General features: G+C 43.2%; 22 protein-coding genes and 1 rRNA gene. 16 read left to right on the top strand and 7 right to left on the bottom strand.

Going from position 1 to position 23,350, the window contains the following annotated elements:
- The first annotated feature begins 29 nt into the window (after positions 1-29).
- The 11 genes from FTU91_RS05225 to FTU91_RS05175 all read left to right on the top strand — a co-directional run bounded on the left by FTU91_RS05225 (position 30) and on the right by FTU91_RS05175 (position 10,037).
- Positions 30-776 carry a YciK family oxidoreductase gene (locus FTU91_RS05225; protein WP_086196593.1) on the top strand — a complete coding sequence of 249 codons (747 nt, stop codon included), beginning with the start codon at positions 30-32 and terminating at the stop codon, positions 774-776.
- 204 nt (positions 777-980) lie between these two features.
- The gene (locus FTU91_RS05220; RefSeq protein WP_180044009.1) at positions 981-1,136 is read left to right on the top strand and encodes a hypothetical protein; all 156 of its coding nucleotides are present in this window, start codon (positions 981-983) and stop codon (positions 1,134-1,136) included.
- Positions 1,137-1,437: 301 nt separating this feature from the next.
- Entirely contained in the window at positions 1,438-1,836 is a 399-nt protein-coding gene (locus tag FTU91_RS05215; protein WP_086196594.1) for an RcnB family protein, read from the top strand.
- Between the two features lie 228 nt (positions 1,837-2,064).
- Positions 2,065-2,454: an RcnB family protein gene (locus FTU91_RS05210; protein WP_180044007.1), complete on the top strand. Its 390-nt coding sequence runs from the start codon at positions 2,065-2,067 to the stop codon at positions 2,452-2,454.
- A 129-nt stretch (positions 2,455-2,583) separates the two neighbouring features.
- Entirely contained in the window at positions 2,584-3,936 is a 1,353-nt protein-coding gene (argA, locus tag FTU91_RS05205) for an amino-acid N-acetyltransferase (RefSeq protein WP_180044005.1), read from the top strand.
- A gap of 329 nt (positions 3,937-4,265) precedes the next feature.
- Positions 4,266-5,228 (top strand): sulfonate ABC transporter substrate-binding protein, encoded by a 963-nt coding sequence (locus tag FTU91_RS05200; protein WP_180044003.1) that lies wholly within the window; start codon positions 4,266-4,268, stop codon positions 5,226-5,228.
- An 88-nt stretch (positions 5,229-5,316) separates the two neighbouring features.
- Entirely contained in the window at positions 5,317-6,249 is a 933-nt protein-coding gene (locus FTU91_RS05195) for a sulfonate ABC transporter substrate-binding protein (RefSeq protein ID WP_257221659.1), read from the top strand.
- 16 nt (positions 6,250-6,265) lie between these two features.
- Positions 6,266-7,441: an FMNH2-dependent alkanesulfonate monooxygenase gene (ssuD, locus tag FTU91_RS05190; protein WP_180043999.1), complete on the top strand. Its 1,176-nt coding sequence runs from the start codon at positions 6,266-6,268 to the stop codon at positions 7,439-7,441.
- Positions 7,441-8,256: an aliphatic sulfonate ABC transporter permease SsuC gene (ssuC, locus tag FTU91_RS05185; protein ID WP_180043997.1), complete on the top strand. Its 816-nt coding sequence runs from the start codon at positions 7,441-7,443 to the stop codon at positions 8,254-8,256. The genes ssuD and ssuC overlap by 1 nt, the downstream gene beginning before the upstream one ends.
- A 10-nt stretch (positions 8,257-8,266) precedes the next feature.
- Positions 8,267-9,076, top strand: coding sequence for an ABC transporter ATP-binding protein (locus tag FTU91_RS05180; protein ID WP_180043995.1), 810 nt, complete (start codon positions 8,267-8,269; stop codon positions 9,074-9,076).
- 346 nt (positions 9,077-9,422) lie between these two features.
- Entirely contained in the window at positions 9,423-10,037 is a 615-nt protein-coding gene (locus tag FTU91_RS05175; RefSeq protein WP_086196602.1) for a TetR/AcrR family transcriptional regulator, read from the top strand.
- Positions 10,038-10,116: 79 nt separating this feature from the next.
- Here the strand turns inward: FTU91_RS05175 and FTU91_RS05170 are convergent, their stop codons facing one another.
- Positions 10,117-10,680 carry a 5'-methylthioadenosine/S-adenosylhomocysteine nucleosidase gene (locus FTU91_RS05170; RefSeq protein ID WP_166170507.1) on the bottom strand — a complete coding sequence of 188 codons (564 nt, stop codon included), beginning with the start codon at positions 10,678-10,680 and terminating at the stop codon, positions 10,117-10,119.
- A 319-nt stretch (positions 10,681-10,999) separates the two neighbouring features.
- Between FTU91_RS05170 and ribF the strand changes: the two genes are divergently transcribed.
- From ribF to FTU91_RS05145, 5 genes are all read left to right on the top strand, one after another.
- The gene (gene ribF, locus FTU91_RS05165) at positions 11,000-12,001 is read left to right on the top strand and encodes a riboflavin biosynthesis protein RibF (RefSeq protein ID WP_180081278.1); all 1,002 of its coding nucleotides are present in this window, start codon (positions 11,000-11,002) and stop codon (positions 11,999-12,001) included.
- Between the two features lie 63 nt (positions 12,002-12,064).
- On the top strand, positions 12,065-14,911 hold the full coding sequence (ileS, locus tag FTU91_RS05160; RefSeq protein ID WP_180043989.1) for an isoleucine--tRNA ligase: 2,847 nt from the start codon (positions 12,065-12,067) through the stop codon (positions 14,909-14,911).
- Positions 14,904-15,446, top strand: coding sequence for a signal peptidase II (gene lspA / locus FTU91_RS05155; protein ID WP_086196606.1), 543 nt, complete (start codon positions 14,904-14,906; stop codon positions 15,444-15,446). The genes ileS and lspA overlap by 8 nt, the downstream gene beginning before the upstream one ends.
- Positions 15,439-15,921, top strand: a complete 483-nt coding sequence (locus FTU91_RS05150; RefSeq protein ID WP_180081276.1) for a peptidylprolyl isomerase — start codon at positions 15,439-15,441, stop codon at positions 15,919-15,921. Before lspA ends, FTU91_RS05150 begins: the two co-directional genes overlap by 8 nt.
- Positions 15,922-16,069: 148 nt before the next feature.
- Complete coding sequence (locus FTU91_RS05145) at positions 16,070-16,612, top strand: NADPH-dependent FMN reductase (RefSeq protein ID WP_180043987.1); 543 nt, start codon at positions 16,070-16,072, stop codon at positions 16,610-16,612.
- A gap of 637 nt (positions 16,613-17,249) precedes the next feature.
- On the opposite strand, the gene FTU91_RS05140 is transcribed toward FTU91_RS05145, so the two are convergent.
- The 6 genes from FTU91_RS05140 to rrf all read right to left on the bottom strand — a co-directional run bounded on the left by FTU91_RS05140 (position 17,250) and on the right by rrf (position 23,346).
- Complete coding sequence (locus FTU91_RS05140) at positions 17,250-18,434, bottom strand: PQQ-dependent sugar dehydrogenase (protein WP_180043985.1); 1,185 nt, start codon at positions 18,432-18,434, stop codon at positions 17,250-17,252.
- A 318-nt stretch (positions 18,435-18,752) separates the two neighbouring features.
- Positions 18,753-19,076, bottom strand: a complete 324-nt coding sequence (locus FTU91_RS05135; RefSeq protein WP_180043983.1) for an ankyrin repeat domain-containing protein — start codon at positions 19,074-19,076, stop codon at positions 18,753-18,755.
- 88 nt (positions 19,077-19,164) lie between these two features.
- Positions 19,165-19,740, bottom strand: coding sequence for a DUF4145 domain-containing protein (locus FTU91_RS05130; protein ID WP_257221658.1), 576 nt, complete (start codon positions 19,738-19,740; stop codon positions 19,165-19,167).
- Positions 19,741-19,842: 102 nt separating this feature from the next.
- Positions 19,843-21,192 (bottom strand): aromatic acid/H+ symport family MFS transporter, encoded by a 1,350-nt coding sequence (locus FTU91_RS05125; RefSeq protein WP_166170489.1) that lies wholly within the window; start codon positions 21,190-21,192, stop codon positions 19,843-19,845.
- Between the two features lie 342 nt (positions 21,193-21,534).
- Complete coding sequence (locus FTU91_RS05120) at positions 21,535-22,896, bottom strand: MFS transporter (protein WP_180043981.1); 1,362 nt, start codon at positions 22,894-22,896, stop codon at positions 21,535-21,537.
- A gap of 335 nt (positions 22,897-23,231) precedes the next feature.
- A 5S ribosomal RNA gene (gene rrf / locus FTU91_RS05115) occupies positions 23,232-23,346 on the bottom strand.
- Positions 23,347-23,350: the final 4 nt, after the last annotated feature.

The following is a 23,350-nucleotide window of genomic DNA, read 5'->3' as shown; positions in this document are numbered from 1 at the left end:
ACATAACAATATAAACGAGGAGGTATGCAATGAAATATTCAGAATATCAGCCTCGCCCCGATCTGTTAAAAGATCGCATTATCCTGATTACAGGTGCGGGCGATGGTATTGGCCGTGCGGCTGCAATAAGCTATGCCCTGCATGGTGCCACTGTAGTGCTGCATGGACGTACCCTAAACAAGCTTGAAGTCATCTATGATGAAATTGAAAGCCTGGGTGCACCACAACCGGCTATTCTGCCTTTGCAGCTCTCCAGTGCCTCTCCTCGTGACTATGAGTTACTGGTCGATACTTTAACGCAACAGTTCGGTCGCCTAGACGGCATTTTGCACAATGCCGGGATTCTGGGAGAGCGTACCGAACTGGCGCATTACCCGGTAGATGTCTGGGATGATGTGATGGCTGTGAATCTGCGTGCTCCCTTTATTTTGACCCAGGAACTGCTGCCCTTACTGGCAAAGTCCGAGCATGCTTCGGTGGTATTTGCCAGTTCCGGTGTCGGACGTGAAGCACGGGAACGTTGGGGCGCTTATTCAGTATCCAAAATTGCCATTGAAGCAGTGAACCAGATTTTTGCCAAAGAAAATGTCTATCCGAATGTGCGTTTTAACTGCATCAATCCGGGTGCCACCCGTACCGCCATGCGTGCCAAGGCTTATCCTGAGGAAGATCCAAAAACCTTGGCGACACCGGAAAGCATTATGCCGGCTTACCTCTATTTAATGGGGGATGACAGCCTGCATTTGAATGGTCAAAGCATTGATGCACAAGACTGATCTCTAAAAATAAAAAAGGGAGCTCTATATGCTCCTTTTTTTATTGCAGACTTAAATTTTTAAAAACTCAGAACTGTACTTTCGCTATTTAAGGCTTAAATCGTATTTTTAGATAATTTTTACAAAAATATTCGTTTTTATAAATTAAAAGAATGCCGCTATGCTGAACAGCATTCAAAAACATTCAGTATGAGGAAGCTCAACATGGCAGATCAAAAACGTAAAATTGAAACGATTCGTTGTATTGAAAAACTACAGCTTTCAAATACTTTGATCATCGGTCTGGATGATGTCAAACAGGCAGAAGCAATTGCTGAGGCTGTCAACTCACTACAAGGCCTGGTGGAACAATGGAACTAAAAGAAAACTATATAGAACTGTCGAACCCAACCCGCTGTTCAGCCCATTGCTTAGAACATTGTTAAATCAGTCAACGTGATCTCAAAACTTTGATACAAAGTTTTCCTCAAGCAAAAGTTTTTTAATATTTAATAGCGCTATAAAATTGCTGAAGATTTTTAAATGATGAGATATTTTCCCATAATATCCTTATTATCTCTGCATTTTTTAAGAAATGCATGATTGATCTTCACAGTTTCTCTGCAATTATTTTGTACATTAACATCAGTGAAATTAATACTTTTTTTTATGAGGGTTCAACATGAAAAAGATTTTGACTGTTTTGGCAATTTCTTTCAGTGCTTTGATGGCAAGTAGTGTCAGCCTTGCCGGACCTCATGAAAAAAACAATAATTATCGTGGCTGGGATCAATCCGATCAGCCAAAATTTAGCCGCGGTCGCGATTTTCGTGAAGATGACGATGACATGCAAGACAAACGCCGTATGCGTGAAGAACGCGGATTCAAGCGTCTACAACAGCATAAATGGCAACCGGGCTATGTGATGCCACAGCATTATCGTGGCGATGGCTACAAGGTCGACTATAAAAACCATGACTTGCCCAAACCATCGCGTAACCAGCAATGGTACAAAATCAATAATGACTATATTTTAGTGGATACAGACAGCAATAATATTGTACGCATTCAAGGATTCTAAACGCCGTTTTAAATGCTCCATGCCCAAACTCCAGTTTGGGCTTTTTTATTTTTGCACTTTTATGGTCAAGCCTATCCCTTTATCTCTATAACTTTCAGTCTTTTACAATCTTCTTTTTTTCTCCATCAATTTCACAATTCAACTAAGATTCCAACATCGTTTATCTCGACTTTTCCTCTAATTTTGAATCATCGAAAACATCTTCCTAAATGATCCAGGGTGAAAGTAATGAAAAAAATTCTGACTACAATTGCGCTTTCTTTATCTGCATTGATGGCAACTTCAGCGATGGCAGCATCAGACCATCGCTATGATGATCATCAGCGTTATCAGCAGGCACACTCACAACATGACCAGCGCTGGGACAACAACAACCGTTATGACCACAACCGTTGGGACAATAACAACCGTTATGACAGCAAACGAGTAAACCCAAGCCGTGACTGGCGTGCAGGCCAAAACTTCCCGCGTGTATTTAGCTCATCCAGCTATAAAGTTAGCGACCGTGAAGCACGCCGCTTACCGAATACCAACCGTTATCAACAGTGGTATAAAATCAACGGCGACTATGTGTTAGTGAATGAACGTACCGACCGTATTGTGCGCATCATCAACTAAAACCGGCCTAAGTTTCCTCTTCCCTAAAAAACACCTGAATTCAATTCAGGTGTTTTTTATTTTTTAGCTTTCCCCCCGTCATTTTTTGATTAGAATCAAGGAAGGAAATTTTTTAATTTTGAGATAGGTATGCAAACGAATTCATCTGAAACATCACAAAGCACAAATTTACAATATGTGCATTGGTTTCGACATTCTGCACCCTATATCAATGCCCACCGCAACAAAACCTTTGTCATCATGTTTGATGGTGAGGCGGTGCAACATGAAAATTTCCAGCATATTATTCATGACATTGCTCTGCTGCATTCTTTAGGCATTCGGCTGATTCTGGTACATGGTGCACGTTCGCAAATCAACCAGAACCTCAAAGCCAGCGGTATTCAAACGCCTTTTCACAATCACCGCCGCATTACCACACGCGAATCTTTAAGCTGCGTCATGAATGCAGTGGGTTCGATCCGTTTACAAATTGAAGCCCTGCTTTCCATGGGACTGGTCAATTCCCCCATGTATGGCGCACGCATTGATGTAATCTCGGGCAATTTTGTCACCGCCAAACCCTATGGCATTCGGGACGGCATCGATTTTCAGCTGACGGGTGAAGTACGAACGGTTGATACTGACGCCATTCAAAGACATTTGAAAAATCACAATATTGTGTTGCTGGGTCCAACCGGCTATTCCAGTACAGGTGAGGTGTTTAACCTGGTGGCAGAAGAAGTGGCCACCAATACGGCTATTCTGCTGAAAGCCGACAAGCTGATTTTTTTGGGTAAACAGCAAGGTCTGGTCAACGAGTTTGGACAATTGCAGCGTGAAATAGCGCCGCATCAGCTGGATCGGCAGATCTTGCAATATCAGGATTCCAATCCCGATATTGCCCTGCAATTGCGCGGTGCCAAAAATGCCTCCCTGCAAGGGGTACATCGTGTACATCTGATTTCTTATACCTACGATGGGGCCTTGCTGGAAGAACTGTTCACCCGTGATGGTGCGGGCACCATGATGACCGATGCCCATTATGAAGATGTGCGTACGGCTACGATTCAGGATGTCGGCGGCTTGATGAATCTGCTTCGTCCACTTGAGGCCGAAGGCATTCTGGTGTATCGCTCACGTGAAAGATTAGAAAGTGAAATTGAGCAGTTTTCCGTGATTGAACGGGACGGGATGATTCTGGCCTGCGCCGCCCTATATCCAATTCCCACCTCAGCCAATGAAATTAAATCGGCGGAGATTGCCTGTGTGGCGGTCGATCCGACCTATCGCAAGTCCAACCGCGGCAGCCAGATTCTGCATTATCTCGAAGACAAGGCCAAAAGTCTGGGCATTCAGCAACTGTTTGTACTGACCACACGTACCGCGCACTGGTTTGTCGAACATGGTTTTGAACCCGCCAGTGTGGATGACCTGCCAAATGCACGTCAGGCCCTGTATAACTATCAACGTAATTCTCTGGTCTTTAAAAAGTCACTTTAAAGTGGCTTTTTTTATGCCGCTTATATCTTTATTTTTTATATCTTTATGATAAACCCATCGAAATTTATCATGATTTGTTTATGGCGTTTTTGCATATCCTTATCCACGCTTAAGATTTAGAATTTAAGTTACTTAATATCAATAATTTAATTAAATAAAACTGGATATTGAGTTGTCCTGATAAATCACATTTCTACATAAGGTTTTCTTTATTTTATTTATCTTTTTTCCTCATTAGAAATTTATCTTTTCTTATTTTTTTCGAAAAAGAAAAGGCTTTAGCGTATGTGTTCAATATTCAACACTTCCTTATTGCGGAGCACACATACATGAGCGCCATTCAAGCAAAATTCTGGGCGAAATCACTGGTCCTTTCTTCAGTAGTTGCTGGCGCAATGATGATGTCAGGTTGCGGAAAAAAAGAAGCTGAAACAGTCACGTTAAATATCGGCTTTCAAAAGTATGGCTTGTTACCGATTATTAAAGAACGTGGCACTTTAGAAACGGCGTTGAAAGATCAGGGCGTCAATGTGAAATGGGTAGAATTCCCAGCCGGTCCTCAATTGCTTGAAGGCTTAAATGTCGGCAGTGTTGTATTAGGTGAAGCAGGTGAAGCGCCGCCTATTTTCGCACAGGCTGCCAATTCAAATCTGGTTTATATCGCCAACCAGCCGGAAGCACCTAAAGCTGAAGCCTTGATTGTGCAAAAAGATTCAGCCATTCATAGCATCCAGGATTTAAAAGGCAAACGTGTTGCACTCAATAAAGGCTCGAATGTTCATTATCTACTGTTAAAAGTGTTACAAGCCAACAAGCTCACCCTAAATGACATTCAGGTGGTGTACTTGCCGCCTTCGGACGCACGCGCAGCCTTTGAGAAAGGTGCAGTCGATGCCTGGGTGATTTGGGACCCGTTCTTTGCGGCTGCAGAAAAGCAGATTGGTGCTCGTGTCATTGCCACAGGTGAAAACCTGGTCAGTAACCATCAGTTTTATCTGGCTGACCGCAAATTTGCCGAGCAGCATCCAGATGTGCTGAAAGCGGTGGTGAATGAACTCAACACCACCACACAATGGGTATCCCAGCATCAGGACGAAGCCGCCAAGCTGCTGGAAAAACCAACAGGACTGTCTAAAGATATCCTGAAAACGTCCATTTCCCGCATGGGCTTTGGGGTACAACCGATTTCTAATGAGGTGGTGCAAAAGCAGCAATATGTTGCCGATGCCTTTTATCAGCAGAAACTGATTCCAAACAAACTCAATATTCAATCCGCGATTTTGGCGAAGTAAATCATAAATAAAACCTAGGGGATTTAACATGACTCAGCATCAGCTACACAACAAAGCAGCCACATGGTTCAAGACCTCCAGTCATGGCATGAATGCCATGTTAATTGCTTGTTCGATGTTGGGTTCAGGTGCCGCCTGGGCTGTTGATCCTTCAGTGAAACAGCTTCGTGTCGGCTATCAAAAATCTTCTGTCAATCTGGTGATTGCACAACAGCAAAAGTTATTTGAACAGGAATTTCCCAACGCCAAAATCAGCTGGAATGAATTTCCGGGCGGTCCACAAATTTTAGAGGCCCTAGCCGTCGGTTCTGTAGATATCGGTTCAACCGGCGATACGCCGCCTGTCTATGCTCAGGCAGGCAACAAGCCACTGCATTATTTTGCTTATGAAACGGCAAAACCTTTGGCTTCTGCCATTTTGGTGCCAAGCAACTCCAAAATTACCCAGCTCCGCCAGTTGAAGGGCAAACGTATTGGGGTTCACCGCGGTTCAAGCTCACATTATCTATTGGTGCAGGCAGTACGTAAGGCCGGTTTGCAATGGACAGATGTTCAACCGATCTGGCTCAGTCCGGCTGATGCCCGTGCGGCTTTCCAGAAAGGTGCGATTGATGCCTGGGCCATTTGGGACCCGTACTATGCTGCGGCACAACTGGAAGATAAGGCCAAGGTACTGACCACAGGGAAAGGCTTAAGTCCAAATTACACCTTCTATCTGGCTTCAAATGATTTGGTTAAGAATCATCCTCAGGCACTTAAAGGCATTATCAAGCAGCTTAATGTTGCCGATAAATGGGTACAAAGCAACAAGGCTGCGACTGCAAGCCTGTTTGCTCAAAGCACCGGTCTGAAACCGATTGTCAGCCAGACTTTTATCCAGCGTCGTCCTAACCCGTCTGGTGCTGCTCTGCTCAGCAAAAAAGTGATTGCTGATCAGCAAGAGCTCGCCAACCGTTTTAGCGAACTCAAGATCATTCCGAAATCTATCAATATTCAGCAAGCCGTTTGGGCAGGCAAATAATCTAAGGATCAATGCAATGAAAATTTTCTGGTTTATTCCTACGCATGGTGACAGTCGTTATTTAGGCACAAGCAAAGGCGCCCGTCAGGTCGATCATGCTTATATGAAACAGATTGCCGTCGCGGTAGATAACCTGGGTTATGAAGGCGTACTCATTCCAACCGGCCGTTCATGTGAAGATCCATGGATTACCGCTGCCAGCCTGATTGATGCCACTAAAAATTTGAAATTCCTGGTGGCATTACGTCCAGGCGTTACCACACCGGCACTGGCTGCACGTATGGCAGCAACTTTTGACCGTTTGTCTGGCGGTCGCGTTCGGCTGAACCTGGTCACCGGTGGTGATGAGCAAGAGCTTAAAGGTGACGGCGTGTATGAAGATCACGCGACGCGCTATAAAACGGCGGCTGAATACACCACCATCTGGCGTGAAATTTTAAAACATTCACATACTGGTGAAAGTTTCACTTTCCACGGTGAACACTTAAGTGTCGATGACGCAAAACTGCTTTATCCGCCAATACAACAACCTTACCCGCCACTTTGGTTTGGCGGTTCTTCCGATGCAGCCGTGGAATTGGCCACCGACCAGGTCGATACTTACCTGACTTGGGGCGAACCACCGGCAGCAGTAAAAGAAAAAATTGAAAATGTCAGAGCCAAAGCTGCCGCCAAAGGCCGTAGTTTAAGTTACGGTATCCGTTTACACGTGATTGTGCGTGAAACCAATGAACAGGCATGGGCTGCTGCTGAAGAGCTGATTCAGTATGTGGATGATGCAACCATTGCTGCTGCACAACAAAAATTCAAGCAGATGGATTCAGTCGGCCAACGCCGTATGGCTGAACTGCACAACGGTGACCGTACTAAACTTGAAGTATCTCCAAACCTTTGGGCTGGTGTAGGCCTGGTTCGTGGCGGTGCAGGTACAGCATTGGTGGGTGACCCTGAAACGGTTGCTGCACGCATTCAGGAATATGCGGACTTGGGTATTGATACTTTTATTTTCTCAGGCTACCCGCATCTGGAAGAGTCTATTCGTTTTGCCGAACTGGTGTTCCCGCTGTTGCCTTTAGAAACCCGCAAGAAACTGGCTCAACCGAACTTGACCGGTCCTTTTGGTGAAATCGTAGCAAATAACTATGTTGCTGATGAGGCCAAGAAGGAAGTGAAACATCAGGAGCCGGCTTAATGAGCACAAGCATTTCTGCGGGAGCCTTGGCGAAACCCAAGGTTTCACGTGGAACACAATTTGGGCAGCGTTTGCTGCCCTGGTTGTTCCCGATTGCACTGATTGTTATCTGGCAAATTGCCTCCAGTACCGGGCTGTTGGAAAGCCGTATTCTGCCTGCACCGACGGCGGTCGTAGCTGCATTCTGGCAGCTGCTGATCAGTGGTGAACTTTGGCAACACGTCAAGGTGAGTGCCGGACGTGCCCTGCTCGGTTTATTGGTCGGCGGCGGTTTGGGTTTATTACTCGGCCTGCTGAATGGTTCTTCGAAGACAGCCTCTACCCTGCTGGATACCACGTTACAGATGATCCGTAATATTCCGGCTTTAGCCTTAATTCCTTTGGTGATTTTATGGTTCGGGATTGATGAATCTGCCAAGCTGTTTCTGGTGGCGGTAGGGGTATTTTTCCCACTCTATATCAATACCTATCACGGCATTCGTTCAGTAGATCCGCAGCTGATCGAGATGGGTAAAAGTTATGGCTTAACGCGCTGGGAGTTATACAAAGAAATTATTTTACCGGGTGCGATGCCTTCGATTCTGGTCGGTTTACGCTTTGCCCTTGGTCTGGTCTGGGTACTGCTGATTGTGGCCGAAACTATTTCAGCACAATCCGGTATTGGTTATATGACCATGAATGCGCGTGAGTTTTTACAAACTGACGTGGTCTTGGTAGGGATTTTACTGTATGCCCTGCTGGGCAAACTGGCCGATGTATTGGCCGTCGCTTTAGAAAAATACCTGCTGCGTTGGCACGCTGGCTATCAAAAATAAGGAATAAGACATGACTGATTTAAGCATCGGGCGTCATGTATCTGAAGAACGCTCAATATCGCAACAACCTGACCCTACAGATATCAATCCTAACGCAGTGGTGGGTGCAGAAATTCTGATTGAACAGCTGCACAAATTCTATGGCGAAGTGAAAGTTCTGGAAGATCTGGACCTGCATATTCAACCGGGTGAATTCCTGGCCATTGTCGGACGCAGTGGCTGTGGTAAAAGTACCCTGCTGCGTCTGATTGCCGATCTGGAACAACCGAGCTATGGCGAAATCAAGTTTAAATCAGCACGTCATATTCGCGAAGGCATCACCAGCGATGACATTCGGGTCATGTTCCAGGACCCACGACTGTTGCCGTGGCGTAGCATTGAGCAAAATGTACAATTGGGTTTAGCCAAAGAACAGCAAGCCAACGCTTCTGCACTACTGGAAAAAGTCGGCTTGAAAGAAAAGGCCGGACTCTGGCCATCACAACTTTCAGGCGGTCAGCGTCAGCGTACTGCACTGGCCCGAGCCTTATCGCATAAACCTCGCATTTTGCTGCTTGATGAGCCTTTAGGTGCGCTGGATGCACTCACCCGTTTGGACATGCAGAACCTGATTGAAAAACTCTGGACTGAACAGGGCTTTACCGCCATTTTAGTCACTCATGATGTCAGTGAAGCCGTACAACTGGCCGACCGGATTATCCTGTTAGATAAGGGGCACATTGCCCAGCAGTTTAAAGTGGATTTGCCTCGACCACGTAAAAAAGATTACTCATTTACCGAGCTGGAACAGCAAGTATTAAAGGCTGTATTGGCAACCTGAGCATGCAACACGGCGATAACGAATCTAAACGATCCGTTATCCTTCCTCGGTTTATGCATCTTTTAGTCCAGCTTAAACATACTCTTTAGTTTTTTTAAAACTGCACCAAATCTAAACACAAAAAACCAGTCGTATCATTTACCAAAAAAATCAATCCCATTTAATCATTTATATAAGAAATGCAATCATTGCCTATCGGTAGGTTCTATAGGATTTTTAACTCATTAAATAGCTAACCTACAGAATAAACTATCAATTATGATAAAAATGCAATTTTTAGTAATGCACAAATCTGTCGATTTGCCGTACAATTTGCCTTTCCCCTTTAATTTTTTTAAATTTGCCAATGGAACAAAAAAAGAGTACACAAAAAAGACATCAATTGCTAAATGCTGCACTCGATGTATTTTCCCTTTACGGTTTTAATGGGGCAAGCTTAGACGAGATTGCTCAGATTGCTGAAATGCATAAATCGAATATTTTCTATTATTATGAAAATAAAGAAGCTTTATATGTAGAAGTGCTCACCACCGTTCTACAGAAATGGCTTGCGCCACTGCAAATGCTGGAATCAGAGTTGGAACCTGAAGAAGCGATTACCAATTATTTATTGCAAAAAATTGAAGTGTCACGTACTCAACCGAAAGCATCCCGCCTGTTTGCGCTGGAAGTGATCCAAGGTGCACCCCATATTTTGCCAATTCTAAAAGGTCCTTTAAAGAAACTGTTTAAGCGCAAGGCTAAAGTGATTAGCGTATGGCAGGAACAGGGGAAAATTGCCAAAGAAATTGATCCTGAACTGCTGATTTTGAATATTTGGGCATTGACGCAAAACTATGCAGATTTTGCCACGCAAATGGAAATGGTCACGGGTAAAACCTTACGCAACCGCAGTATGCAACAACGTTGTATTCAACATACTGTACATATGATGTTATATGGCGTCATTCCTCGTTCATAACTGTTAAATTATCCTCAAGGATAATTTTGGCATACGACCATAGCCTTCTATGGTCGCCAAATTACTACTGTTACCCATCTTATTTTATCGTTTGATATAATTCTGACAGTTTTTTCGCACCCAACAATAAATTTTCTTCCCAATCCAGATGCGCAGTTTCATTGGCCCCATCGGTAATATATTTTACAGAAACGAATCTTACCCCCAGTTTTTTACAGACTTTGGCCATGGCATAGCCTTCCATATCGACCAGATGGCATGGTACTTTGGGTAAGCCTGTTTCAAAGCTGTCCCCTGTTCCGCAGATACCCTGAGGCAAATGCTGAAAATAGGACTGCAAATGAATTTCTGCCGGATGATCCTCATCCATAGGCGTAACCCCGACTGCAAAACCAAGCGGGGATACATCCATGTCCCGTTGCACAAAGGTGCTGACTTCTACCAGTTCATGCGCATTAAAATGCGAACTTCCGGCGGTACCCAAATTGAGCAGGGTCTTGCAACCAGTCTTGTGAATCACCTCGAAGGCTTTAAATGCCGCATTGACTTTGCCTATACCGCTGTAATGGACTTCGATACCTGCCTGTTCAAACAGACCTTTAGATTCACTGGGCAAAGCCATAATTAAAGCCAGATCAGACATAGCAAAACCTTATCGATGCGCAAATTTAAAATTGTGCACATTAGAAAAGAATTACCAATTAAGTGCAAATTTAAAATCATAAGCACGTTCCCGTACAAAAATTTGATCCCCCGATTCACTTGAATATTTAAATTTATTTTTCTTGTCATCACCGATTTCGAAGCCATTCCATGCAATGAATCTTCTGGATGCAGATTTTTTCAAATACTATTTTTGCAAGAAATTTAATATTTTTTTGTATGAAAACACAACAACAAGACGAACGCGTAAGATTATGGCAATATATAGCCCTGATAACTTTTCACTTATTGATTCGCCCATGAAGCTGCTCCGCCTGAATGCTTTAGCGCCCAATTTTCAATTGCCAAAAACGGCCGTAACCATTGGTAATTTTGACGGTGTACATTTGGGCCATCAGGCAATGATTAGCCAGTTAAAACAGCTGGCAGCCGCAGAAAATTTAAAAACGCTGGTGATGATTTTTGAGCCGCAACCTCTGGAGTTTTTTAAGGGTTATGATGCTCCTCCACGTATTACCTCACTGCGTGAAAAAGTGGAATATCTGACTAAACTGAGCGTGGACTACATTGCCGTTGCAAAATTTGATAACCATTTCCGCAGTCTAAATGCTGAAAGCTTTGCTGAACTGTTAAAAGTAAAACTTAATGCAGAACATCTGGTTCTGGGCGATGACTTCCACTTTGGCAAAAACCGTCAGGGCAATAGTGAATTTTTAACAGCCTATGGTTTTCAGGTCACCAACTTAACTACGGTTGCACTGGATGGTGAACGCGTCAGTTCGACCCGTATTCGCCAGACCTTGCAAGCAGGCGATTTAGCCCTTGCTGCCAAATTACTTGGCCGTCCCTATAGCATCACCGGTCGGGTACAATACGGTGACCAGATTGGACGAACCCTTGATTTTCCAACCATTAATGTCGCGCTAAACCGTCATAAACCGTGCTTGAAAGGCATTTACGGCGTAGAGGTGATGTGTGAAACCCTATCGTTAAAAGATAAAGTGAAAGCCGACAATCCTGAAAAATCAGGCATTGCAGGCTATGAACCTACCGCCCTGTTCGGTGCCGGACATGTCGGTACCCGACCGGCCATCAAACAAGTCCATCCGGAATGGCGATTAGAAGTACATTTTCCTGATGTTTCTGCTAATCTGTATGGCCTGTTAATGCGGGTGACATTCTTGAACTATTTACATGGCGAAAAGGACTACCCTTCGCTTGAAGCATTAAAAGCCGGAATTGATGACGATGTTGAGAAACTGCTTGAGTTTCGACAAAACACGCCGCATTTTCCCTTTTAAATCCCAGATTTTTTATTGTAAAACGCGTCAGCCTCAGACTGATTAAATTGGAAGACAACTTGCATGAGCGATAAGCAAACTCCTGAAAATGCAGTGGATTATAAAGCCACGCTAAACCTCCCAGGTACTGAATTTGCAATGAAAGCAAATCTGGCAGTACGTGAAGCAAAATGGTTAGAAGAGTGGTATGCCGACAACATTTATCAGCAGATTCGTGCATCGCGTATTGGCAAGAAAAAATATGTGCTTCATGATGGCCCTCCGTACGCAAACGGTCAAATCCATTTAGGCCATGCCGTCAACAAAGTCCTTAAAGACATCATCATCAAAAGCCGCGTGATGGATGGTTATGATGCCCCTTATGTTCCGGGTTGGGACTGTCACGGTCTGCCTATTGAACTGAAAGTTGAAGAAAAAGTCGGCAAAGTCGGCGTGAAAGTCGATGCCGCCACTTTCCGCAAGCACTGCCGTGAGTATGCCTACACCCAGGTTGAATTACAGAAAAAAGACTTCGTGCGTATGGGCGTGTTCGGTGACTGGGATAACCCTTACCTCACCATGAACTTCAAACAAGAAGCCGACATCGTGCGTTCATTAGGTGCAATTGCCAAAGCAGGCCATATCGAACCGGGTTTAAAACCGGTGAACTGGTGTCTGGACTGTGGTTCGGCATTGGCTGAAGCTGAAGTTGAATATGAAGACAAAAAATCAGACGCGATTGACGTCGGTTTCAGCGTGGTTGATTTAGCAGACCTATCTGCACGTTTAGGTGTTCAAGTAACTGACTGCACTGACATCGTGATCTGGACCACAACACCTTGGACATTACCTGCCAACCAGGCCGTTGCCCTGCATGCTGAAATTGAATATCAATTGGTCAAAGCACGTGGTGAAGATAAACAACCGCAAAACTTTATCTTGGCCAAAGATCTGGTTGAATCTGCGACTGAACGTTATGGCTTTAGCACTGTTGAAGTGATTGCCGATTTTACCGGCGCAAAACTTGAAAACCTGCAACTGCAACATCCGTTAATCGCTGATCGTCAAGTACCGGTCATCCTGGGTGAACACGTCATTGCAACCAGTGGTACAGGGGCAGTACATACCGCGCCAGGCCACGGTGTGGACGACTATAAAGTCGGCCTATTATACAACCTAAAAGTCGATAATCCGGTCGGTGGTAATGGTGTTTACCTGCCAACTTCACCTATTTTTGCCGGTGAACACATCTATAAAGCCAATCCAAAAATCATTGAAGCATTAAGTGAAGCGGGCAAACTTTGGGCGCATCACCCAATCAAGCACAGCTACCCGCACTGCTGGCGTCATAAAACCCCGATTATCTTCCGTGCTACGCCACAATGGTTTATCAGTATGGATGCCAAAGGTTTACGCCAAGGTGCATTGAACGCGATTGAAAATGAAATCAGCTTTGTGCCGGATTGGGGTAAAAACCGTATTCAGGCGATGATTGAAGGCCGTCCGGACTGGTGTATCTCACGTCAACGTACTTGGGGCGTGCCAATCCCGTTCTTTGTGCATAAAGACACCAACGAATTGCATCCGCGTACCCCTGAACTAATCGAAGAAGTTGCGAAGCTGATCGAACAGGAAGGCATTGATGGCTGGTACAACCGTGAAGCGAAAGACTTCATTGGTGATGATGCTGAACACTACAATGCCGTACGCGATACGCTAGATGTGTGGTTCGACTCAGGTACAACCCACTACGCGGTATTACGTGAACGTGAAGAACTGCAAGACCCTGCTGATTTGTACCTTGAAGGTTCAGACCAGCACCGTGGCTGGTTCCAGTCTTCATTGTTGACTTCAATTGCGATTAACGAACGCGCACCGTATAAGGGCTTGTTGACTCACGGCTTCGTAGTCGATGAAAAAGGCCGCAAGATGTCTAAATCACTGGGTAACATCATTACCCCGCAAGACATCATTAAAGATATGGGTGCTGACGGTCTGCGTTTCTGGATCGCATCTGCCGATTACCGTTATGAAATGACCGCCGGTAAAGAAATCTTTAGCCGTGCTTCGGATGGTTACCGCCGTATTCGTAATACCCTGCGTTTCTTGCTGGCCAACCTGAATGGCTTCCAGCCAGCTACTGATGCCTTGCCAGTGGATCAATTGATCGCGCTGGATCAATACATCCTGCAACGTGCTGCGGACGTACAAAAAACCATTCAGCAAGCGTATGAAGATATGAACTTCCATATCGTCACCAATGCCTTGACTAACTTCTGTATCAATGACTTGGGTGGTTTCTATCTCGACATCATCAAAGACCGTCAGTACACCACCAAAGCGGATTCACAAGCCCGTCATTCTGCACAAACTGCCTTGTATCACCTGGTCCAAGCCTTTGTACGCTGGATGGCACCGATCTTGAGCTTTACAGCACAAGAAGCTTGGCCTTTAATTCCAGGTCAAAGCGAGAAATACGTGTTCACTGCCGAATGGTATGACATTCCGGTCGCGTCAACTGCAAACCTGGTTTCAGAAGCTGACTGGCAGACTTTAATTAGCGTTAAATCTGCAGTAAACAAGCAAATTGAAGCAGCACGTAATGCCAAACTGATTGGTTCTAACCTGTCAGCTAAAGTTGAACTTTGGGCCAATGCTGAATTGAAAACGGTACTGGATCAGTTAGATGACGAATTACGTTTTGTCCTGATCACCTCTCAAGTTACTGTAAATGCCTTTGATGCAGCGCAAGGTGAAGCGACCGATCTGGAAGGTTTACGCGTCAAAGTCTCTGCAGCCGATGGTGAAAAATGTGCACGCTGCTGGCATGTGCTGCCTGATGTGAATACACATCATGAACATCCAGGCCTTTGTTCTCGCTGTATTATTAACCTTCCTACAGGTCAAGGCGAAGAGAGAAAGTATGCCTAATCCACAAAATAAAAAGGGCTTATTCCAGTTCTACCCGCACAATCTGGTGTGGGTCGGATTATCCATAGTGGCAATTATTCTGGATCAATGGACCAAATGGTTTGCAACGACCCATCTGAACTATGCAGATCCGGTCCCTGTACTGCCCTTTTTAAACTGGACATTGCTACATAACTATGGCGCAGCCTTTAGTTTTCTGTCCGATGCTGGTGGATGGCAACGCTATTTCTTTACCTCACTGGCAGCGTTAGTATCTGTAATTTTTGTATTTTGGCTGATGCGTATGCCGAAAAAAATCGTGATTTTACCTATGGCGATTGCCCTGATTCTGGGTGGAGCCATCGGTAACCTGATTGACCGGGTCACCTTGGGTTATGTGGTCGATTTTATTCACGTTTACTACAACAACAGCCACTTTCCTGCTTTTAATATTGCTGATAGTGCCATTACCGTGGGGACTATCTTGCTCCTGATCGATACGTTTTTCCTGGAAAAACACCGTATTCAACGTGCGGAAGCGCAACAAAATGACTGATTTTATTAATCCAAATGAAGAAACCCGAATTGCAGAAGGCTCTAAAGTCGAGCTGCATTTTTCGGTCGCCATTGAAAATGGCGTGGAAATTGACAACACCCGTAACCGTGAAACGCCTGTCAGCCTGGTAATGGGTGATGGCAGTTTATTGCCGGGTTTCGAAAAAGCCCTGTTTGGTTTACGTGCCGGAGACCGTCGTACCGTAAGTCTTCCCTCAGAAGAAGCTTTTGGTCCATGGAATGCTGAAAACGTACAGAAATTTGACACCGTTAAATTCGAACAGCCTCCTGTTGTGGGTCATATGATTGAATTTGAAGATAAAGCCAAGCAAAGTCTGTTTGGGGTAGTGAAATCAGTCGGTGAAGATATTACTGAAATTGATTTTAATCACCCACTTGCCGGTAAAAACATTACCTTTGAAGTAGAAATCTTTAAAGTGACCCCGGCGGGTCAGCAAGGCGTTAAAATTATGTAAGGTTTCAGCCTTTTTCGTTTAAAAGCTCCTTCGGGAGCTTTTTTATTTTCTGCTTGCAGCGATGGTTAAATATACAAATCCCTAATATTCAATAGATAATATTGATAATAAGTTAAAGATGACAATTCAAAAAATCTAGGATCTATACATGAAAATATATATTGTTGTGGGTAGCGTGCGTGAAGGTCGAACTGCCATTAAAGTGGCACGTTGGGTCAAGCGCAGTATTGATCAGGCCAATTTCAGTACAGTTCAGGCCGAACTGGTCGATTTAAAAGAATGGGCTCTGCCGATTTTTGCTGGTAGCCATCCTCCCCTAACGGGCATTTATGATCAACCCAAACAACAAGACTGGGCAGATAAAGTGGCTTCAAGCGATGCCTTCATTTTTATTAGCCCTGAATATAACCATGGCTACAGCCCGGCACTTAAAAATGCCCTCGATTACGTCGGTAAGGAATGGCAAGGTAAACCGGCTGCCTATATTGGCTATGGTGCAACCAATGGCTCCCGTTCCATCGACCAGATTCGCCAGGTCGGAACGCAACTTGGCTTAGTGGACAGTAATGCAGTGATTGAAATTCGCGATATTTTTTCACGTAATAAAACCGAAGAATTTGAACCGAATGAGTTTGATGAAAAAGCTTTAAAAAGTGTACTGGATAAACTGATTCAATACGTAAGCACTTGATACCTAGAAAATCGTTGTACGTTTAAGCTTACAAGAGTTGAAGAATATATCTACTTTTCACACATTATCTTTCACGATATATTTAACTCATACCGAGACAGGAAGTCTCTAAACTTACAACTAGAAAGATAAGTGATATAACAGCAGGATGCTGCAAGGTACGACAGGAGTTATACCTTAGAAAGAATATAAAAAACCTCGACAGGATGTCGGGTTTTTTTTCTTTATGCATGATGCTGATCGGGCTGAGCATTTATCGAAAACTTCAACTAAAACGATTAAAGTTTACATGCTATTGAAACTTCAAACTCTATAATCACAAGCATACAAAAATGAGGCATCATTAGAATAACCCTCAGAATTATTCCAGCCATCCTCAACAAAATAATAAAATGGAACGCTCAAGACAAGCAGACCTTTTTTAATACCATGTACCTAACGTGATGTCCTGTGACTACAATGACAGAAAGGTGATGTCGCCCTTGTGGTTAATATCAGGATTGCCGATTGGGGCATGAATGGCAAACAAGGCAACCGTAAACTGATCCAGATTCAGGCCAATGTGTTTAATGCAGACGAGCATTACGCAGCCTGATTCAATGCAATCAAATATATAACGATCATTACAAAAGCTGTCTTATTTCGCCGTCATTTTCAGCAGTCTGGCATTGCTACCATCTTCCAGCACCCAAATTGAACCATCCGGGGCTTGCAGCAGATCACGGATACGCTGCTTCATATCCACGTGCTGTACTTCAGTCACAGGTTTCATCGCTGTATCTACTACCACAATGGCTTTGGAAGACAAGCCACCAATCAGGGCCTTATTTTCCCATGCAGGAAATTGCGAACCAGTATAAAAAATCAGACTAGATGGGGAGATGACGGGAGTCCAGCTGATTTCAGGTGCTTTAAATTCAGGGCGGGTATGATGGTCAGGAATATCTCTGCCATCATAATGATCGCCATTTGAAACCAGCGGATAACCGTAATTTTCACCTTTGACAATCAGATTCAGTTCATCTCCACCTTTCGGTCCCATTTCCACCACCCAAAGTTTCCCTTTAGGATCAAATGCTATACCTAAGGGATTTCTGTGGCCCAACGACCAGACCTGTTTTGCAATCTCGCCCTGACCGCTAAACGGATTACCTGAGGCAGATGTGCCATCCTCATTTAAACGCAATATTTTGCCTAAATTGGATTGCATATTTTGCGCAGGATCAAACTTCTGACGTTCACCTGAACTAATCCATAACTTTCCATCAGAACCGAATAACAGCCGATGGGCATAATGTCCCTGTCCTGGTACTTTAGGCACCTGTTGCCAGATAGTTTTTAAATTTTTAACCTGTGGTTGCTGAACATTGGATAAATCCAGTTCACCCGGAGTAACTACAGCCCCATAACCACCCTGTCCTGCTTCTGCATAACTTAAGTAAATAATATGATTCTGTTCAAATTGTGGATGCAAGGCGATATCGCCCAAGCCGCCTTGCCCGCCATAGGCCACTTCAGGTATGCCTTTGACTTCAATTTTTTCTCTGGTTTTGGGGTCAAATAACTGTAACTTTCCCTTTTTTTCAGTAACCAGTAAACGACCATCCTTCAGCCCTGTCATGGCCCAGGGTTCATTAAATTCTGCGACGCTGGTGAGTTTATACGTTTGATTGACTGAACCTGAAGAAGGTTTGGAAGATGTGGTTTCTGTTGCTGACTTGGATGCCGGACTTACAGCATCAGTTTGTGCATTACATGCAGTTAAACTTACTGTACTGATCAATATAATAGTGCTCAGCATACGCTGTCGGAATATTTTCATCCTGATGATCCTCTGCCATTCAAATAGCTCACCCGTTTTATTCTAAGTACAATATTGAAAATCACTATTTTTGATTGGTAACAAACTTTCATTTGCTATGGTCAGCCTGTGTAAGACATAACGTACATAAAATGGTTCTATTGGCCTCTATCTGCCTCAAGATAAATTTCTTATTCTAAATTCATCAGGAAACAGGACGTTTCCCAAACAGAAAACAACAATAATAAAGTTTGAGCATCAGGACGTGAGGTACGACAGGAGTCATACCTAGGCAACCCATATAAACAAGCCCTATCAAAATGATGGGGCTTCTTTTTATCAAGATAATCCTTTTAAGCTTTTAAGATAAGCTGTGACTTCTTTATTGCCTGCCATTTCAGCAAGCTCTAAAGCCGTATAGGTACTGCGATGATCAACATCTGCGCCTTTACTGATCAATAGCTTCACGACTTCTAAGTGATCATTTTCAGCTGCCGCCTGTAAAGCACTATAGCCTTCTTCATCGGTAGAGTTGACATCCAAACCTTCCTGTAAAGCCTGTTCGACCTGGTCAATATCACCAAGCGATGCCCAGTACACCAGTTCAGGAAGATGCAGTTCGTCATCATCTTCAGGGATTGGGGAGAATGATTTAATAGTCATAATTGTATCACCTAAAATTTTTCTAATTATGAAATGGTTGATTTTAACCAGTCAACATCAAGAAAGTTCATCATATATAAATCTTTGGTTAATTACTTTTGAATTTTTTTAATAGTTCTTCACTTCCTGATAACACTGACAAAGCCATATCAATCATTAATTTTTTCCCTGATTGTATATTATCGATATCTATATCTTCCAAATTAGCATCAGTAAAATCTGGATTGATTGCCATTTCAAAGTTAACGATCCACCAGTTTTCAATTTTATGAATTAATTGGTAAGCACATAGAAAGTTCTTCATCAGGTCTTTTATTTCACCATTAAAAACGATATCACTCATTTCATGTGCCAAATAATTTCTATAACTTTTTAAAATTTCAATATTTTCCTTATCTTCTTCATTAATTACTTCATTTTCTATTAACCAAGAAATAGAAGCGTAGAAATGATTTTTATGTCTTGATAAAACTTCTAATCTATATTCTTCCTCTCCTTCTAAATCCTTAGCACCAATTAAAGTCATAACATAAAAGTCTTTGATTCGACTAATAATCGAATCTTTCAACATTTCATAAATAGTTATATACATCGAAATATTAATTATTCGATCTCTAAATACTTCAGGATTTAAAAAGCTTTCCCATTGTTCGCGATAATCCATTTTTTATAAATTTTAAGCTCATGATTTTTTTAATTTAAATTGCTTTAGATGATCAGTAAATAAAAAAGCCCCCTTTCGGAGGCTTCTTTTTAAACTTAATGTTTAAGCTTTAGAAACTGCTGGTTCAGCTGAACCAATCTTTTCAGATTCATCGTCATGCATGATCAATGCAACAGCAATCGCAGTAATCAATACCGGTAAACCGACTGCAATAAAGTTGAAATGTGCAGGCAGGTTCATGCCAAGTAAGCCACCAATCAGGATCGGCCCTACAATCGCGCCCATACGACCAATCGCAGACGACCAGCCAATCCCAGTTGAACGTACTGCAAGTGGGTAGAATTGCGCAACATAGCTATACAGCAACATTTGCGAACCAATCGATGCTGCACCCGCCAGAAACACCAAGATGTAAAGTAAGAATTGGTTAGACGCAAAGCCCATTGAGCTCATCACAACCGCACCCATCATACCCAGGACCATCAATACCGGTTTCAAGTGGAAACGGTCTGCAAGAATACCGCCACCCACAATACCGACAACCGCACCGACATTCATCACCATCATAAACATCAGGCTGTTATCCATCGAGTAACCTGCCGCCATCATCAGCTTCGGTAACCAGCTGCTCAAGGCATACATGGTCAGTAAGCAGGTAAAGAATGCTACCCAGAACAATAAGGTATTGGTTGCACGGCCACGACGGAACAGGCTCACTACGTTTGCCGCTTCAGGTACACTTTCCTGTGGCAAAGTAAATGTGGTTTGATCCGTAACCTTGGTATTTGGCGACAAGCGACGCACAATACGACGTGCTTCAGCCTGCTTGTTTTGCTTTACCATAAACGCTAAAGATTCAGGCAAGAATTTCCAGATTAAAGGCAGTAAAAATAAAGGAATACCTGCAATAAAGAACATGATTTGCCAACCAAAATCAGGCGTAAACCATGAACCTAATAATGCCGCCATCACACCACCAACCGCATAACCGCTAAACATGGTGGTCACAAGTGTGCTGCGCATTTTTTGTGGAGCATATTCAGAAGTCAGTGCCACCAGGTTCGGCATCACACCACCAATACCCAGACCGGCAAGGAAGCGTAACATCCCAAATTCGGTTGGATTAGAGGCAAAACCACCAGCAAAGGTTAAACCACTGAATAAAACAATACAGATCATGATGACTTTCTTACGACCAATCTTGTCCGCCAAGGAACCAAAGATCATCGCACCAAACATCATGCCTGCAAGAGCTGTACTGGCAAGCATTCCCGCTTGAACGGCACTGAGGCCCCAGTCCTTCATTAATAGTGGTAAAGTTACACCATTAATTGCCAAATCATAACCATCAAATAAAATTACCAGTAAACACCAAGCAACTACATTGAAGTGAAAAGGCGTAAATTTCGCATTGTCGACTACAGAATTTATATCTACAGTTTCCATTGTCATCGTTCTCATCTCCCATGAGTACTTGTCCGTAACATCCTTTAAATATTCGGCTGAATATTTAATTCGACGCAATATACGCAAGCCGGATTTAACGCACAATAAGACTAATTGATATTCTTCTATGATCACTGAAATAACATTTATTTGATTGATGTATCACATTATTATTAGAGTAATTTATGATCATTTTTATAAGTAAATTGGGCTTTTCAGGCCTTCTAGCTCGATTATTTTTTTGATTGGTTTAATCTTTTATGAAATAGCATAAAAAAACCTCTTCAAATGAAGAGGTTTAGATATTTTTGAAATATTTAACGCTTAAAGATTCTGATCACAATACGATCATTGGGCTTTTAGAGTGTTCAGTTTTTTCACCGCTAATGGATCAGCTTTTACCACTTTGTCTTGACGAACAATCAATGCTACCGCAAGTGCTACAACAATTACCGGTAAACCGACTGCCATAAAGTTAAATTGATGTGGCAATTCCATACCCAGCAACATTCCAATCAGGATTGGTCCGATAATCGCACCAGTACGTCCCACTGCAGAAGCCCAGCCAATACCCGTTGAACGTACGGTTAGCGGATAATACTGTGCGACATAACTATAGAGCAAAATTTGTGAACCAATCGCGGATGCACCAGCAACTGCAACCAGTAAATAAATCACAGGTTGTGGAGATTTAAAGCCAAGTAAAGATAAAGCTACAGCACCTGATAAACATAAAGTAATAATGACTGGTTTTAAATGGAATTTATCTGCAAGAATACCGCCACCAACTGTACCGATTACCGCACCAATATTCATCGCAAGTAGGAACATCAAGCTGTTATTCATTGAGTAACCTGCTGCCATCATCAGCTTTGGCAACCAGCTGCCCAAGGCGTATAGCGTTAACAGACACATAAAGAATGCAAGCCAGAACAACAGCGTACTACCTGCACGCCCGTGCTTAAACAAGCTGCTGACAAAAGCAGGTTCAGAAATTTTAACTTCACTCAGTTCAAATTTAGTTTGTGCATTCAAGACTAAATTTGCGCTAAGACGCTGCAAGATATTTCGTGCATGTTCATCCTTTTGAGCCTTGACTAAAAAGGTTAACGATTCAGGCAGGAATTTCCAGATCAGCGGTAATAGCAATAATGGTACGCCTGCAATAAAGAACATGATTTGCCAGCCAAAATTCGGAGTAAACCAGGCACCAAATAGTGCTGCCATTACACCGCCTACCGCATAGCCACTAAACATGGTGGTGACCAGTGTTGCTCTTAAACGCTGCGGAGCATATTCTGAAGTTAAAGCGACAAGGTTGGGTAATACCCCGCCAATGCCCAACCCTGCAAGGAACCGTAAAGCACCAAACTCTGTTGGATTTGAAGCAAATCCACCCGCAAAGGTAAATCCACTAAATAACACCACGCAGGTCAGGATCACTTTTTTACGGCCAATTTTATCCGCCAAAGTCCCGAATAGCATCGCGCCAAACATCATGCCTGCAAGAGCTGTACTGGCCAGCATTCCCGCTTGAACAGCACTTAAGCCCCAGTCCTTCATTAATAGTGGTAAAGTTACACCATTAATTGCCAAATCATAACCATCAAACAGAATAATTACCAAACACAAAAGCACGACCTTAAAATGAAAGGTCTTAAATTCAGCTTTATCAATAACATCATTTACATTGACTGTATTCATTGTCATATCCCCACCTCCTGTGAGTTTTAATTCATTGTGATTACTACGACACAGCACATGACCTGTAATCTTTTTATTATTTTTAATGATTTATAGCAGCATGCTTTCGTAACTGACTAAGTTGAACACAGCCATTTTTGAGTAAACACTCTACTAAAGTATTAAAAATGACCAAAATCCTAGACCCTTGGGTTTAGTTTTTAACCATTCTTAAATTGACAATTTTGAATTTGAATCAATAAAAGTAAAATTGAATTGTTCTTTTTTAATCATTCTTCTTTTTAATAAAAATTCCCCGCATAAAAAAAGCCCCTGCTTTATGCAGGGGCTTTAGAATAATGAGCTGGCGATGACTTACTCTCACATGGGTAATCCCACACTACCATCAGCGCTAAGAGGTTTCACTTCTGAGTTCGGGAAGGGATCAGGTGGTTCACTCTTGCTATGGTCGCCAGCACAA

This window comes from Acinetobacter sp. YH12201 (genome assembly GCF_013418145.1).
Classification (GTDB): Bacteria; Pseudomonadota; Gammaproteobacteria; order Pseudomonadales; family Moraxellaceae; genus Acinetobacter.
This window is presented reverse-complemented; position numbering and strand designations above follow the sequence as displayed.

Excerpts from the sequence above, each read along its gene's own strand:
- FTU91_RS05225 (WP_086196593.1), top strand. The coding sequence starts at position 30 with ATGAAATATTCAGAATATCAGCCTCGCCCCGATCTGTTAAAAGATCGC.
- FTU91_RS05220 (WP_180044009.1), top strand. The coding sequence starts at position 981 with ATGGCAGATCAAAAACGTAAAATTGAAACGATTCGTTGTATTGAAAAA.
- FTU91_RS05215 (WP_086196594.1), top strand. The coding sequence starts at position 1,438 with ATGAAAAAGATTTTGACTGTTTTGGCAATTTCTTTCAGTGCTTTGATG.
- FTU91_RS05210 (WP_180044007.1), top strand. The coding sequence starts at position 2,065 with ATGAAAAAAATTCTGACTACAATTGCGCTTTCTTTATCTGCATTGATG.
- argA (WP_180044005.1), top strand. The coding sequence starts at position 2,584 with ATGCAAACGAATTCATCTGAAACATCACAAAGCACAAATTTACAATAT.
- FTU91_RS05200 (WP_180044003.1), top strand. The coding sequence starts at position 4,266 with ATGAGCGCCATTCAAGCAAAATTCTGGGCGAAATCACTGGTCCTTTCT.
- FTU91_RS05195 (WP_257221659.1), top strand. The coding sequence starts at position 5,317 with ATGAATGCCATGTTAATTGCTTGTTCGATGTTGGGTTCAGGTGCCGCC.
- ssuD (WP_180043999.1), top strand. The coding sequence starts at position 6,266 with ATGAAAATTTTCTGGTTTATTCCTACGCATGGTGACAGTCGTTATTTA.
- ssuC (WP_180043997.1), top strand. The coding sequence starts at position 7,441 with ATGAGCACAAGCATTTCTGCGGGAGCCTTGGCGAAACCCAAGGTTTCA.
- FTU91_RS05180 (WP_180043995.1), top strand. The coding sequence starts at position 8,267 with ATGACTGATTTAAGCATCGGGCGTCATGTATCTGAAGAACGCTCAATA.
- FTU91_RS05175 (WP_086196602.1), top strand. The coding sequence starts at position 9,423 with ATGGAACAAAAAAAGAGTACACAAAAAAGACATCAATTGCTAAATGCT.
- FTU91_RS05170 (WP_166170507.1), bottom strand. The coding sequence starts at position 10,680 with ATGTCTGATCTGGCTTTAATTATGGCTTTGCCCAGTGAATCTAAAGGT.
- ribF (WP_180081278.1), top strand. The coding sequence starts at position 11,000 with ATGAAGCTGCTCCGCCTGAATGCTTTAGCGCCCAATTTTCAATTGCCA.
- ileS (WP_180043989.1), top strand. The coding sequence starts at position 12,065 with ATGAGCGATAAGCAAACTCCTGAAAATGCAGTGGATTATAAAGCCACG.
- lspA (WP_086196606.1), top strand. The coding sequence starts at position 14,904 with ATGCCTAATCCACAAAATAAAAAGGGCTTATTCCAGTTCTACCCGCAC.
- FTU91_RS05150 (WP_180081276.1), top strand. The coding sequence starts at position 15,439 with ATGACTGATTTTATTAATCCAAATGAAGAAACCCGAATTGCAGAAGGC.
- FTU91_RS05145 (WP_180043987.1), top strand. The coding sequence starts at position 16,070 with ATGAAAATATATATTGTTGTGGGTAGCGTGCGTGAAGGTCGAACTGCC.
- FTU91_RS05140 (WP_180043985.1), bottom strand. The coding sequence starts at position 18,434 with ATGAAAATATTCCGACAGCGTATGCTGAGCACTATTATATTGATCAGT.
- FTU91_RS05135 (WP_180043983.1), bottom strand. The coding sequence starts at position 19,076 with ATGACTATTAAATCATTCTCCCCAATCCCTGAAGATGATGACGAACTG.
- FTU91_RS05130 (WP_257221658.1), bottom strand. The coding sequence starts at position 19,740 with ATGGATTATCGCGAACAATGGGAAAGCTTTTTAAATCCTGAAGTATTT.
- FTU91_RS05125 (WP_166170489.1), bottom strand. The coding sequence starts at position 21,192 with ATGACAATGGAAACTGTAGATATAAATTCTGTAGTCGACAATGCGAAA.
- FTU91_RS05120 (WP_180043981.1), bottom strand. The coding sequence starts at position 22,896 with ATGACAATGAATACAGTCAATGTAAATGATGTTATTGATAAAGCTGAA.